Source organism: Bacillus sp. EB106-02-03-XG38, assembly GCF_058792175.1.
Window position 1 is genome coordinate 864,579 of sequence record NZ_JBYTED010000002.1, and the last position, 13,660, is coordinate 878,238.

The 13,660-nt window shown below is 35.1% G+C and carries 18 protein-coding genes; 6 read left to right on the forward strand and 12 right to left on the reverse strand.

Translation table 11 applies throughout. The annotated features are described in order from the left end of the window. Window positions 1–18: 18 nt before the first annotated feature. The 4 genes from AC3WTI_RS13805 to AC3WTI_RS13820 all read right to left on the reverse strand — a co-directional run bounded on the left by AC3WTI_RS13805 (window position 19) and on the right by AC3WTI_RS13820 (window position 3,458). A complete protein-coding gene (locus AC3WTI_RS13805; protein WP_087957471.1) occupies window positions 19–189 on the reverse strand; it encodes a hypothetical protein in 171 nt (56 codons plus the stop codon). A gap of 12 nt (window positions 190–201) precedes the next feature. Continuing rightward, complete coding sequence (locus AC3WTI_RS13810; protein WP_000391504.1) at window positions 202–405, reverse strand: hypothetical protein; 204 nt, start codon at window positions 403–405, stop codon at window positions 202–204. An 80-nt stretch (window positions 406–485) separates the two neighbouring features. Next, window positions 486–2,948 carry a LamG-like jellyroll fold domain-containing protein gene (locus AC3WTI_RS13815; protein WP_253621484.1) on the reverse strand — a complete coding sequence of 821 codons (2,463 nt, stop codon included), beginning with the start codon at window positions 2,946–2,948 and terminating at the stop codon, window positions 486–488. Window positions 2,949–3,209: 261 nt separating this feature from the next. Next, window positions 3,210–3,458 (reverse strand): hypothetical protein, encoded by a 249-nt coding sequence (locus tag AC3WTI_RS13820; RefSeq protein ID WP_309247729.1) that lies wholly within the window; start codon window positions 3,456–3,458, stop codon window positions 3,210–3,212. Here AC3WTI_RS13820 and AC3WTI_RS13825 point away from each other — a divergent pair. Beyond that, on the forward strand, window positions 3,346–3,726 hold the full coding sequence (locus AC3WTI_RS13825; protein ID WP_492304372.1) for an S-Ena type endospore appendage: 381 nt from the start codon (window positions 3,346–3,348) through the stop codon (window positions 3,724–3,726). The genes AC3WTI_RS13820 and AC3WTI_RS13825 overlap by 113 nt on opposite strands. Window positions 3,727–3,783: 57 nt before the next feature. Here AC3WTI_RS13825 and AC3WTI_RS13830 read toward each other — a convergent pair whose 3' ends face one another. The 4 genes from AC3WTI_RS13830 to AC3WTI_RS13845 form a co-directional block, all read right to left on the reverse strand. After that, on the reverse strand, window positions 3,784–4,128 hold the full coding sequence (locus AC3WTI_RS13830) for a DUF3992 domain-containing protein (protein WP_000525802.1): 345 nt from the start codon (window positions 4,126–4,128) through the stop codon (window positions 3,784–3,786). Between the two features lie 20 nt (window positions 4,129–4,148). Continuing rightward, complete coding sequence (locus AC3WTI_RS13835) at window positions 4,149–4,517, reverse strand: DUF3992 domain-containing protein (protein ID WP_001277528.1); 369 nt, start codon at window positions 4,515–4,517, stop codon at window positions 4,149–4,151. A gap of 110 nt (window positions 4,518–4,627) precedes the next feature. Beyond that, window positions 4,628–5,233, reverse strand: a complete 606-nt coding sequence (locus tag AC3WTI_RS13840) for a DedA family protein (RefSeq protein ID WP_087957468.1) — start codon at window positions 5,231–5,233, stop codon at window positions 4,628–4,630. Window positions 5,234–5,244: 11 nt separating this feature from the next. Then, a complete protein-coding gene (locus tag AC3WTI_RS13845) occupies window positions 5,245–5,526 on the reverse strand; it encodes a YkvA family protein (protein ID WP_048526326.1) in 282 nt (93 codons plus the stop codon). Between the two features lie 338 nt (window positions 5,527–5,864). Here AC3WTI_RS13845 and ku point away from each other — a divergent pair, with 338 nt between their 5' ends. Further along, window positions 5,865–6,677: a non-homologous end joining protein Ku gene (gene ku / locus AC3WTI_RS13850; protein WP_087957467.1), complete on the forward strand. Its 813-nt coding sequence runs from the start codon at window positions 5,865–5,867 to the stop codon at window positions 6,675–6,677. 17 nt (window positions 6,678–6,694) lie between these two features. On the opposite strand, the gene AC3WTI_RS13855 is transcribed toward ku, so the two are convergent. Both AC3WTI_RS13855 and AC3WTI_RS13860 read right to left on the reverse strand, forming a co-directional pair. After that, window positions 6,695–7,474 (reverse strand): DUF2935 domain-containing protein, encoded by a 780-nt coding sequence (locus tag AC3WTI_RS13855; RefSeq protein WP_253621482.1) that lies wholly within the window; start codon window positions 7,472–7,474, stop codon window positions 6,695–6,697. A 14-nt stretch (window positions 7,475–7,488) separates the two neighbouring features. Further along, window positions 7,489–7,902 (reverse strand): VOC family protein, encoded by a 414-nt coding sequence (locus AC3WTI_RS13860; protein WP_002017546.1) that lies wholly within the window; start codon window positions 7,900–7,902, stop codon window positions 7,489–7,491. A 48-nt stretch (window positions 7,903–7,950) separates the two neighbouring features. On the opposite strand from AC3WTI_RS13860, the gene AC3WTI_RS13865 reads away from it, so the two are divergent. The 4 genes from AC3WTI_RS13865 to brnQ2 all read left to right on the forward strand — a co-directional run bounded on the left by AC3WTI_RS13865 (window position 7,951) and on the right by brnQ2 (window position 10,554). Continuing rightward, complete coding sequence (locus AC3WTI_RS13865) at window positions 7,951–8,166, forward strand: spore coat associated protein CotJA (RefSeq protein WP_001046257.1); 216 nt, start codon at window positions 7,951–7,953, stop codon at window positions 8,164–8,166. A gap of 8 nt (window positions 8,167–8,174) precedes the next feature. Then, on the forward strand, window positions 8,175–8,438 hold the full coding sequence (locus AC3WTI_RS13870; protein WP_142286645.1) for a spore coat protein CotJB: 264 nt from the start codon (window positions 8,175–8,177) through the stop codon (window positions 8,436–8,438). Window positions 8,439–8,450: 12 nt separating this feature from the next. Further along, window positions 8,451–9,020: a spore coat protein CotJC gene (cotJC, locus tag AC3WTI_RS13875; RefSeq protein ID WP_000265273.1), complete on the forward strand. Its 570-nt coding sequence runs from the start codon at window positions 8,451–8,453 to the stop codon at window positions 9,018–9,020. A gap of 217 nt (window positions 9,021–9,237) precedes the next feature. Further along, window positions 9,238–10,554 carry a branched-chain amino acid transport system II carrier protein BrnQ2 gene (gene brnQ2 / locus AC3WTI_RS13880; RefSeq protein ID WP_144488324.1) on the forward strand — a complete coding sequence of 439 codons (1,317 nt, stop codon included), beginning with the start codon at window positions 9,238–9,240 and terminating at the stop codon, window positions 10,552–10,554. Window positions 10,555–10,592: 38 nt separating this feature from the next. On the opposite strand, the gene AC3WTI_RS13885 is transcribed toward brnQ2, so the two are convergent. Together AC3WTI_RS13885 and AC3WTI_RS13890 are read right to left on the reverse strand one after the other, a co-directional pair. After that, window positions 10,593–12,515 carry an FtsX-like permease family protein gene (locus AC3WTI_RS13885; RefSeq protein WP_087957463.1) on the reverse strand — a complete coding sequence of 641 codons (1,923 nt, stop codon included), beginning with the start codon at window positions 12,513–12,515 and terminating at the stop codon, window positions 10,593–10,595. Between the two features lie 139 nt (window positions 12,516–12,654). Beyond that, window positions 12,655–13,659, reverse strand: a complete 1,005-nt coding sequence (locus AC3WTI_RS13890; RefSeq protein WP_144488323.1) for an ABC transporter permease — start codon at window positions 13,657–13,659, stop codon at window positions 12,655–12,657. Window position 13,660: the final 1 nt, after the last annotated feature.

Here is a 13,660-nt window from a genome sequence, read left to right on the forward strand (position 1 = left end):
CGCCGGTAAAACGGCGAGCTATCTTTCTGTACGATTATATTTTTTCGTTAACGATTGTAAAATGAAAAATATGCCGATGCAAGCTGTAAACGATGCCCAATTTCCGATTGGCGTTCCGTATTTAATAATTCCAATACCTACAAGCACTAAGAAAATAATCACCTGATATATGAGCTTCCACTTTTGCATATATTCCCTCCTTTACTTCGTTCCCTTCTTTTTCTTCTTCCATGCATTTAAACTATCAAAGAAGAAGTTAATAAATAGCGTGCCTAAACCCGCTAATAAAAACGTCATTAAAAATAGAACCCATATACTTTTTTCTTTTAAGAAATAATATCCTACAAGGAGCACAACCGCGATCCATACATATTCAAGAATTCTTTTCAGCTTTTTCTCTTCCAAATTATCCGCTCCTTCATTCTATGCTACTTTTAGTATAACAAAAAAGAAGCCTATCATGATAAGCTTCTTTTTCTTCTCTCTTATTTGTTTATGCTTTTTTCAACGAGTGAAATTGCATATTCTACCGTACGATTCATCGTTTCTACTTGTGTATCTTTTACTTTCGCATCTTTTAACACAGATTCTGCCACTGTAATTTTTTGACTCAATGATTTCACTGAACCGTCCGTTACATTTGCAGCTTGCGCTTTTTTCACTACTGCTTTTGCAGATTCAATATTAATTTGTAATTTTTCTTTCGGTGTTTTCAGTTGTTCTTCTGCCACTTTTGATTGTACAAATGTTACATTAGCTGTTTTTAATTCATTATACGTTTGAACAACTTGTTCTCCCGTACTTGCTACATTTTCAAACACTTGCTTTGCAGCACTATAGCTTTTCTCTAGTGCTTGAAATGCTTCTTTTGAATATTGACCTGGCTTATCACCAAACTCATACGTACCAGCTAACACTTCTTTTACTTTTCCAAGCTCTTCATATAACGCGTTTACTTCTTCTAACTTCGTACGATTAGAAAACTCATTATACGCTGCTAATACTTCTGAAGAACTTAACGCTTTACTATATAATTTCGCAAGCGCAATTTGTCCATTTAACGGAATACCACCATTCCCATTGCTATCAGGGTCTGCACCAAGTGCAAATGGTACATTCGGGTGATATACTTTCCCTGTAGCTGGCTGGCTATTTACTTTTTTACCATCTACGTAAATGGCTACTTCACTGCCGTTATACGTTCCAGTTAAATGGTACGTTTTATTTGCTGCTAATTGAACGCCAACACGCTTATAGCTACCGCCAATATGAGCCCATAATTCTACATAACCACTTCCTGTAGATTCAAAGCCAATTCCGCCGCTCTCTGTATTTTGTAAAATACCTTGTCCACGGAGTTCATTCATTGAAAATACAGTTTCTAACGTAAACGTATTTGCTACTTTCTCTTTTTGTGCTGCTGAAAACGGAAGGTATCCAAATGTATTTACTTTTCCATTTAGCTTCATAACATTCTTTTTCAATGCTTTATCATATTCAATAGTCACATTGCCTTTAACATCACCTTTTGTACCAAATGATGAATTGTCTTTAAATGTACCATCTGCAAAGTTCACATCAAAAACATCTGCCTTCGGTACTTTCACATTCGGGTCAATATTATCTTTTTTCGTAGTGATTTCTGCTGTTAACGGCTGTATACTTTCATTGCCGAATGAATCAATCGCAACAACTTCAAGTGTATATGTTTTCCCGCCATCTAAACCTGCAAGTGTAAATGTCAACTCTTTCGGTACTGGATCACGATAAAACTCTGAGAATGCTAACAATTTATTCTTTATTTCACCTGTTTGCTTATCTTTAGCTTGTACACGGTAAGAATGAACAAGAAGGTTGTCCAACGCTTGCTGGAATGTTACTGTTGCTGCATTTTCTGTTACATTTGATACTGATAACTTCGCATCTTTTGCAAAGTAAGGCTTTTCTTTATCACGATCTTCTACATGTGTAAATGTTTCTTTCTTTGATGGCAACTGAATTTTCCACGGTTCGCCTGTCCAAGAATTTGTATGGAAATCACGGCGATTAATCGTTACTTCTTTATCATCCACTTCTACTAATAAACCTTGACTTAATGTACTTGCGCCTGATGGGATATTCCCTTGTACTTTACCACCTTCAACCTCCATATAACTTACAGAAGATGTACCAACTGATGTAAAGTCTTTTTGATGAATTGATCTTGGGTCATCTAACGGATAATGCGAATGCCCTGAAAACGTAATAACCTGTGGGTATTGTTTTAATACCTCATTAATTTTTGCACTATCTTGCGTTCCCCATTCTTGACTACCGTATACTGTATCTTTAATGTGCTGATGTAAAAATACGAAAATTGGTTTTTCTGGATCATCTTTTTGTGCTTTTGCCATCTCTTCTTTTAGCCAATTAATTTGCTTGTCTGAATAATACCCATGAGTTGTCCCATTCTCTGGAGACATAACAAGGAAGTGATACCCTTTCACCACTTTATGATAGTAAATTGATTCCATGCCCGTTTTTTCTAAGAAACGCTTCTGTGCCCCCTCTACAGATAAACCGTTCCAATAATCATGGTTTCCTAGGGAATTCATGCGTACTGCATCTTTATTTGCATTTTCATTGTATACTTGCATGAAACGATCATATTGCTGCACAGATCCTGTATCTGTGAAATCACCTACGATAACAAACGCATCTTGCTTTGGTGCAAGCGTATTGAGCTGTTCAATCGCTCGTTTCCAGCGAAACGTATCATCCGTTCCACTATTTTTAATATGTACATCACTTACGACTGGAAAAACTATCTTCTTTTCACTTGGTGCCTTTTCTTGCTTCTTCTCTTCCGCTTCGACTGATGTACTCCACGGAAATGATACGAATGCTAATACAAAAACCATTAATAATCCAATAAGACCTTTTACTTTTCGTAAAGCTGTTCTTTCCACGTGAATCCTCCTCATAATAATTGATTCATTACAAGGGCTATTTTATCTAAAACATGTTAATTTCGTTTAAATAACAAATGAATTTTATTAGATTTTTGTAAATATACAGTTAATTAGAAGTTAAGTCCAACATTCCTCGTACTATTGTATACAACCACCTTTTGTCTAAAAGAGTCTGATCATTCTTTTCCTATGACTATTCACATATAATCTTTTCTATAACACTAATGATAAGTTAAGGTTTTAGCCTATTAGACAATCTTAATTTTTAACATTTCCTTCTTTTTTTAACACATCGGCCATGCTTCTACATTTAATAATAGTAAAAGACAACTTAAAAGGAGGGGTTGTATTGAAGAACAAAAAAAATATTGGCTGTTTCGCTCCTTTATCTATCATTTGTCCAGATCCTTGTCCACCGTCCCCTCCTCCAAATCCAAGTTGTGAGCGAGTAACTAATGAATTTGCAGGGAATTTCCTCATAACTAACAACACCATTCCCTCTACCAAAGATGCACTACAATCAATGATACTGTGGCAAAGTGATGGGATACTACTTATATCAGGTACTGTCTCGGTTTACAATAGTACTAGCAGCACAGAAGCAATTACAATTCAAATTGTTGGAGCAGTAACTAATGTTTTCACTGTGTTTCCTGGTAATACAATATCGTACACAGGAAAAGACTTAGAGTCAGTCAGGATTATCAATATACAAAGTAATCCTTCACTATATTTAGAAGGTAAGTACTGTTGCCAATTTACATGTTGCTTATAGAATACCAATTTCATTACTTCCTTAATAAAAAAAGCATACCATTTACGGTATGCTTTTTTATGAAATTGGATAACGTACAGTAATACAAAACTCTCCTTGATTAACAGTTGTTCCTGTCGTAGTAATTCGGACAGTCGTAAAATATCGTACAGTGAAAGTACCACTACTTTGTGGTTGTACAGTAATTGTATCAACTACTGTAGCACCTACTAAAAAATCAACTGTAATCGGAGCTGCCCCTACATCATATTTCACGTAACCTGAACCATATACTTCTTGTGTAATATTATTCGTATATACAATTTGAGTACCAGCACCTGTAATAGACCAGTCTGTACATACTTGATCTTGCACAAGTGTTTTATTAGAACAACAAGACAAACCGGAACTTCTCATTCCCATTTTGATTCTCTCCTATTCTGCTATGAAAGTGAATAACGTGTTGTAATACAAAATTCTCCCTGATACGTTCCAGCAGGTGTTGCAGGTAACACAACTTGTATACTATCAAAGCGACGATACGTGAAAGCAATACTCGTTCCTGGGTTTAATGTTTGTGTATCAATTGTAGCCCCAGCAGAATCAAGCGCTTCTACAGTAATTGGACCTGGACCAACATCATATTTAACAAAACCAGTACCAACTACATTTTGGTTAATATTATTTGTATAAAGAACATTATCAATTGCTGTTGCAACTACAGTAGCAGACCACGGACTACACACTTTATCTTGTACATAATTTTTATCTGGACAACACGTTAATGCCGCCCCTGAGCATTCACAAGACATAGAAGTTTCCCCTCTCTCTTACTTATTCCTTATATGTGTATGTCCTTCAGAGTCTTTTGCCTGTACTATTCATCTATTTTCAAAAAATAAGACAACTCCTGTACGAATGACTAGATAGATTCCGTTCTATTTCTTTTTTTCATAAATTTATAGATTAATATACCACCTACAACAATAACTACGACTGCTAATATAGGTAGCATATATTGCCCAACAACATCTGCAGCCTTCTCCCAATGCGGACCTAATTTCATGCCAAAATAGACATATAAAGTCGTTAACGGGAACATTGCTACAAATGTATATATGCTAAATTTCCATATGTTCATTTTCGCCATACCACATGGAACAGAAATAAGCGTTCGAACTCCCGGTACAAAGCGTCCAACAAATGCTACCACTGGTCCATATTTCTCAAAGAAATCATCTGCTTTTTGAATTTGCTCTTCTTTAATAAAGAAGTATTTCCCGTACTTTATTAATAGAGGACGACCACCGTAATAACCGAGTGCGTATAAGGTTAATGGCCCTGTCGTTCCGCCGAGTGTCCCAGCTAATACAGCTAACCAAAAATTCATATCTCCCTCGTACACCCAATACCCAACCATGGGCAAAACGACTTCTGCTGGAATAAATTCAAACGTTAATGCTAGTACAACTCCAAAATAAGAAAACTGCTTTAAAAACTCGATTATATCTAAAATAATTTGCTCCATATTTTTAACTCCTATCCTACGTTTACGTTATGCTTTTCTTGTAATTGCACTGGCGCCATTTTTACAATTCGGTTCAAAATGAATAACACAATTCCAATATCATCTAAAATACCGATAAACGGTAGGAAATCTGGAATTAAATCGAGCGGCATTACAACATACCCAACTAAAAAGGCAATAGATAAAATTTTCTTCTTTATTGAAACCTCTTTTGAAGTAAAAAAGTCAAATAGGAACGGAACGAAACGACGGACATGAAATACAACTCTTAATCTACTAATAAGTTTTTTCATTATAATTTCTCCTCTCTTTGTATACAAAAAGGACCCTACCAAATATGGTAAGGGTCCTAAAAAAGACAATAAGGGGCCTCTACCATTGCTGGTAAAGGTCTCACTAACAACGAAACGTTGCCAATAAAGCCGAGGGTTTCTCCCTGTAATGACGACTTTATTGTAATAAGTTACTCCCCTTTATACACAATTTTATACACTCACATTAAAATATTTCAGAGGGCTTGTCAATATATTTTATATCCCAAGCCCTTCCGTAAAAAACAAAAAACGTATAGGAAATTTCTTACTATCTCATAATATACATAACCATTTTTGAACGAAAGGAGATGTTTCATTTGCATACCGTCTGGAAAGGTGCACTTTCACTTGGACTATTAAATATAGGAATCAAACTATACAGTACCGTAGAAGAAAACGATATAAAATTTTTAAGTCTCCATAAAGAATGCTTAACACCTATTAAATATAAAAAATTTGCTCCTAATTGTACGGATGAAGAAATTGATGATACAGATATTGTAAAAGCCTATGAATATGCACCTCATAAATACATTATTATGGATGAAAAGGAATTAGCTGCGTTGCAAAAAGCTCACGAACCACGATCCATTCGTATTATATCTTTCATCCAAAATAACGAAATCGATTCTGTTCTTTATGACCGTTCTTATTTTATAGGTCCTACCCCAGGACATGAAAAATCCTATTTATTATTAAAAGAAGCTCTTGAACGCACAAATAAACTTGGGCTTATTCATATTTCTATTAGAAAAAAACAGCATTTAGCTATTATCCGTAACTTTGAAGATGGACTTATGTTACAAACCATTCACTATCCTAATGAAATTCGCGATATAACAAGTACACCTAACTTACCAAGTAACGAAAATTATCCTATCCAAAAACAAGAACTCACCGCAGCAATTAATTTAATCCACCACCTTACAAATCCTTTTGAACAAGAAATGTATACAGATGAATATAAAGAAGCCCTTACCGAATTAATCGAAAATAAAATTGAACAACAGGAAAAAACTGAAACAATCTCTCCAGCTCCGAACATCATTAATATTATGGAGACATTACAGGCAAGCATTGAACAAGCAAAAATAAAAAGAGAAAATAAAAAAGGAAAAGAGGCCAAATAAAATTGACCTCTTTTTCTTTAAAGCGGATTACATTTCGGCATTTCAATTCCAGACGATTGAGCTAGTTTTAATAAGTAGTAACATTCCTCTCTTGCCATATGATCTGCCATTCTAGCTGATAATACACTTAATACTTCATTCGATAACTCGAGTTCTTCCACTTCATGTAAAAAATGTGAAAATAATTTCAATTCAAGTGAAACATCTTTTGTAAACTTCTTTAATGCTGGAAAATGATGAAGCTCCGTTCGTAAATACCCAGTCATCTCAACTGCCTTTAAGTAAAATTGTTCAAAATGCTTCGTAAATTCTTCGCTTTTCTCTTTCAATCTTTTTTCAACAAGATCTAGCCCACCAGAAATAGAACCCGCATGACCAGCCGCATCCGTTAACCAAACGAGATGATAATGCAGTTCATGAAAAACAGGCGGAACTTCCCCTTTCTTCAAAAACTCTAAAACTGTTATATACTCTTCCACTTCGTTTACCATATGATTAATAAAAGTTGGCGTAAAATGAATCGTAATTTTCCCTTCCAACTGCTTCTGTATAATATTTAATTTAAACGCCCGAATTTCCTTAGCAGCTTGTTCAGCCTCTTTTGAGAATGCCATCAGATTTACATTCCGAACTTTATTTAACAAATTCGTAAATGTTTCAACAAAGTAAATTGCTTTCTTTATATCCTCTTTTTCCTTCGGAGCTAATGCATCCAGTAAAAATTGTGAATGATCAGTAAGTACCTTTAGCCAAAATTGATGCTCAAACAACGCACTTTCTTCATAATTTCTCTCCACTAAATCCCCTCCGTCTATTCATTCTTCTCTATCACTTGAAGTTTATATCCATCCGGGTCTTGTACTACAATACTCTTCTCACTTTTGTTTTCTGTATAGACAATTTTATAAAATACTAACCTCTTCTTTACGTTCTCTATGTTAGAAATTGAAAATGTTAGAACATCAACTGAGTCCGTAACACTCTTCTCACGCCCGCCCAAACTGCGATTCATCACAAAACTAATTCTCGCTGAATCGGTATCATACCAAACCCCTGTAACATCTAATTGTGGCCTCTCAGAACTAGGTGTTATCCCTAAAATCCCTTCATAAAAATACAGAGTCTCCTTTAAGTTCTTTACTTCCAATACAATGAATTGTTTCACAGTCTCCACAGTCATTCCCCCCGTACCTATTACTTTTTTATATGTGTCATAAATGCTCATTATGTCTGAATACAATACGTAGTAATGAACATGTAAGGAGGTTTATTCGTGAATAAATATATGAGATCATTCGTGCCCTATCATAGTCCTCTCGATCCTTGTCCTCCTATCGGAAAAAAATATTATTCTACTCCTCCTAATTTATTTTTAGGCTTTCAACCGCCAAACTTACCGCAATTCACACCAAAAGAAGCATTGCAAAAAGGGACTTTATGGCCTGTTTTTTATGACTATTATGAAAATCCTTATAAAAAAGGGCGGTGACTACTGACGTGAATCAATCGCTACCAGAAGAATACTATGAGCTTTTACTGGAGCTTCAACAACTGGACTTTGTGCTAGTTGAACTCACGCTTTATTTAGATACACATCCAGATGACATCGCTGCGATTAACCAATTTAATGACTTTTCCTATAAACGGAGAGTATTAAAACAAAAGATGGAAGAAAAGTACGGACCACTCCAACAGTTTGGAAACAGCTATTCGAATGCCCCTTGGGAATGGAGCAAAGGTCCTTGGCCATGGCAAATATAAAGGAGAGAAACTATGTGGATTTATGAAAAGAAATTACAATACCCCGTTAAAGTGGGAACTTGCAATCCAGCACTTGCAAAATTATTAATTGAGCAATACGGCGGTGCAGATGGCGAGCTAGCTGCTGCACTACGTTACTTAAATCAACGCTATACAATTCCTGATAAAGTTATTGGTCTACTTACTGATATTGGTACAGAAGAATTTGCTCACCTTGAAATGATTGCTACGATGGTTTATAAACTAACGAAAGATGCAACTCCTGAACAAATGAAAGCTGCTGGACTTGATCCTCATTACGCTGATCATGATAGTGCACTTCATTACCATAATGCAGCTGGTGTTCCATTTACTGCAACGTATATACAGGCTAAAGGTGATCCAATCGCCGATCTATACGAGGATATTGCGGCTGAAGAAAAAGCACGAGCAACATATCAATGGCTCATTAACTTATCCGATGATCCAGATATAAATGATAGTCTACGCTTCTTACGTGAACGTGAAATCGTCCATTCACAACGTTTCCGAGAAGCAGTTGAAATTTTAAAAGAAGAACGTGATAAAAAAATATTTTTTTAAAACACGTATCCTAGCGATATGTGTTTTTTTACCTTTAAAATTAAATCCTCCTTATTAAACATATAAATAGTATATTTATTCGATTTAATGTATTATTTTTTAATATTTTCAAAATTCCCTATTGCTTTCTAGTCATCAGACCTTTAAAATAGTAACAGTTACTCGACAAATTATTTGAATTTTCGACAAAAACACTCATTAGGAGGATTTTCTTTATATGCGTACAACTTTAAAGCCAGCGCAAATACTTTCGATTAGTTTATTACTATTCGCAGTTTTCTTCGGTGCTGGTAATATGATTTTCCCGCCCCTTCTCGGTCTTTCTTCTGGAGAAAATATGTGGGTCTCCATTACAGGCTTTATTATTACAGACGTCGGTTTATCTTTACTAGCTATCGTTGCTGTTGCCCTTGCCGGTGGTAGTTTTAACACTTTAGCAAGCCGTGTTCATCCAAAATTCGCAGCAATATTCGCTATCATTATTTATCTTTCAATCGGCCCACTATTTGTTATTCCACGAACTGGATCTGTATCTTACGAAATTGGGATCGCACCACTTTTCCCGGACCAATGGTATTCTATGTTAATTTTTAGCGCGATTTTCTTTACAGTCGTTTACTTCTTATCATTAAATCCATCAAAATTAGTAGATCATATTGGAAAAATATTAACGCCAATTTTACTTGGAATTATTGCAATTATGGCAACAAAAGCGATTCTTTCACCAGGAACATTTACAGAACCTGTTGGTGACTATAAAGACATTCCATTTTTCAAAGGATTTCTTGAAGGGTTTTTAACGTTAGATGCAATTGGGGCACTTGTATTATCAACAATTGTTGTAAATGCAATTCGCCAAAATGGTATACAAGAGAAGAAATCGATTGCAAAATATACAATTATTTGCGGGAGCATTGCAGCTCTATTCTTAACAATTGTTTATTTCTTACTCGGTTATATTGGCGCTTCCAACGGCAACTTAGGACAATTCGAAAACGGTGGTCAACTATTAGCTACTGTTATGTATCAATTCTTTGGGACAAGCGGTAATATTTTATTAAGTATCGCCATTATCTTCGCTTGTTTAACGACAGCAATTGGTGTTGTAAGTGCATTCGCCAACTATTTCGCAACAGTACTAACAAATGTTTCATATAAGAAACTCGTACTATACGTTTGTATCTTTAGCTTCGTGATTTCAAACTTAGGTTTAAGTTTATTAATTAAAATTACATTACCTGTATTAATCATTTTGTATCCAATTACAATCATTTTAATTTTCGTATCATTTATTGATAAATATACGAAACGTAAACCTTCTGTCTACATCGGAGCAATGATCGCAGCATTCATTATTAGCTGTATTCATGCACTGGATAATGTGGAAATGATACCAACCTTTATCGCTAATATCGTACACACCATTCCTTTTTATAACTTAGGGATTGGCTGGATCATACCCGCAATCATCGGTGGTATCATTGGATACTTTATTCCGCAAACAGAAGCTGAAGGTGAAGTTTCTACAAAATAAAGAAAAGAAGCAAGCATGAAATCCATGCTTGCTTCTTTTTATCGTCTATCGCTAAATACAGTATTTGTATACGAACGAACCGTTAACATATAGTAACCAAAGTAGATTATGATATACACCGCTATACTGCCTAATAAAGGAAGACTATATTCAAACATTCCTGTAAAGCCCATCAAACTTAAAAATGCAAAGAACGTATGACATATTGCAAGTAGTAAAGGTACTACGAAAATTGCCCCTACTTGCTTTCTTACTGACTCTGTTGCTTCCCTTTTCGTTAGTCCAATTTTCTTTAACATTCCGTACGCTGGTCGCTCTGCCATCGCTTCTGTTATTTGTTTAAAATATAAAATACAACCCGTTGCCAAAATAAAGACAATCCCTAAAAATACACTAGCAAATAATAACACTGCACCATCTTGCAATTCAGATTGGCTCGCCTCCTCAAATGATTGGAGTTTCACTTCTTTAGGAATGATTGTCCCTAGCTCTTTCGTTAGTTCGCTATTACCGTTTCCTTCAACGATAAATCCACTAACTGTTGAAACATTCTTTCCTTTCTGCAACTTATTAAATAACGAATCTCGAACAACAAGCCCCACTGGTGCAAGTTTCGCACTAACAACTGTTTCCTCTCGATGGTCAACGATTGTAATATCATCCTTCATCCCTTCAAAGGACACATTATTTCCTTCAAGCGAATTCTTTTCTATGTTATACGACTTATACGGATCTAATAAAACAACTTCCTTTTCAGAACCGAGAATAACTTGTTTGTTACCTAACTTAGAAGCTGATTTATTATAATCTGTCACTTTTATAATTTGTACATTGCCATTACCTATTAAGTACCCAGTTAATATTTGTTCTCCATCTATCTTCCCTTGCATAGAAAGCATCGCTACAGACGTTTCATTTTTAATTGCTAACTCATGTTTTTGAATTTCTTCTCTAACTTTCTTATCTAATTCCTTTCCAGTCGTTACATACTCATAACTAACTGGATTCATTAATGCCGCTGTCTTCTGCGCTCCATAATACATACTAGAACTAATTCCGATGGTACATAATGTTACCGCACTTAATAAAGATAATAGCGCAAGCATCTTTACGTTTCCTTTTATTCTGAAGAACAATGAAGAAATGGATAAAATGTTCGTTCCATTCCAATATTTCGTTTTATCTCTCTTTATTTTATGGAGTGACTTCACTGTATATTGCTCAAATAGTAAAAACGTACCTTTTACAATACAACCAAAAATCAGTAAACCTGTAATAAAAATGGCTCCAAACCCAAAAACTTGTGTAAGTAGCGCAATGATATAACCTGTAATTAATAAAACAATTGCTCGCTTTGCCTTCTTACTTGCATACGTAGGTGCCTCTTCTTTCTGATTTTCACCATATAATAATTTAACTAAACGATGCTCATAAATTAACTTTTTACTTTTCCATGATGCAATAAAGAAAATTGCACCTATCGTTATAAGAACTTCTACTATAGATAAAAATGAAATCGTAAATGTGAACGTAAACGCACTTCCCATTAACTTCACAAGAAGCCCTGCGCACATATTCGCTATAAATAAACCAGCAAGAATACCTAACACACTTGCCGCAGCACCAACTAATAACGTTTCATAAAAAAGTAACTTCGCAATTTCTTCTTTACGGATACCTAATAAACTGTATAGCGCAATTTCTTTTTTCTTCTTTCGCAAAAAGAAGCTATTACAATAAAAAATAAATATCGTTAAAAAGATAATTAACAATATTTGTGCAAACGTAAATGTCGTTTCCACTTTATCCGACTCTTTTAAAAGAGCTGCTACACTTTCATTTCGTTTAATCGATACGAATGTAAAATAAATAATAATGCTGCCTACTAATGAAATAAAGTATAGAAAATAATCTTTCATATTTCGTTTTATACTACGTTTTGATACTTCTAAAAAATCCATCGTATTCCTTCACCCGCTCTCGCATTTCTCTATACATGAAGTGTATACGAAATTGTATTTCTCCCCTATCGATTTTCATTACATCTCTCTTACGATATTGTAATATAACAAAATAAAAGAACCTAGTTTCCTAGGTTCTTCACATCGTATGTTTAAAAGTAAATAACTCTTCTTTCGACTGCACAACAGATTGTTCCTCTTCTATAGCGTCCTTCTTTATCTCTCCTCCTAACCTTACTTTCATCATCGCCTCTTCTATACTTTTTACAATCATATTTCCTGAAAAAATAGTAAGTCCAAAAAATGTAATGGGAACAAGCGGAATCCACGGATTCACTGTTAATGATCTAAAGTATACTCCAATTAAACCTGACCATTCATGCGTGTAAGATTCTATTTCTTCTATCGGTCCGAAAAACTGAACTGTTCCACCAAAGAATACTTCCAGTAGCCCTAAATGCAGTAAAATGGTAAGAGTTTGCGTAAACTGCTGAAAAAATACAAGTATAAACGTCATATAAAGATGCGGGAAAATATGCTTTATAACAATGTGCCTTCTCGATCCACCTAATATGCACGCAGCTTCAATAAATTCTTCGGTTCTCAATTTACGTACTTCCTTCGCAACATACAGTGCAATAACCGGCATCGCAAGCATTACAAGTAATACCACTTGAAACGAAGCTCTTTCAAAAAAAGTTGTTGTTTCCTCTCCACTTCCAAAGCTATTTATAGATCGAAGAAAGAAATACGCAATCATAACTGTTGGAATGACTGTAAAACTATCAAAGAAAGCCTCGATTTTTGAAAATCCTCTTTTTATGTACGTTCCGAGGACGACACCGAAAAACACACCTATTACCATTCTAAGTGCCGCAATTAAAATAGAGATACCAATCGTCCACTTTGCGCCTTCAATGACTAAATGTAACAGGTCATACCCTTTCCGGTCGGTCCCAAATAAAAATTGTAATGAAGGTGAAAACGGTGGCACTTCTGGATTTCCAGCCGCATCATATTGCAACGTAACTTTTTTAATCTGTCCATCATTCCATATCGTATTTCCGATGCTCAAAAGAACTAATAGGAGAAGAAACCCAATGCTTATCCAAAATCTTTTATCGCGTTTTATATACGTCCACATA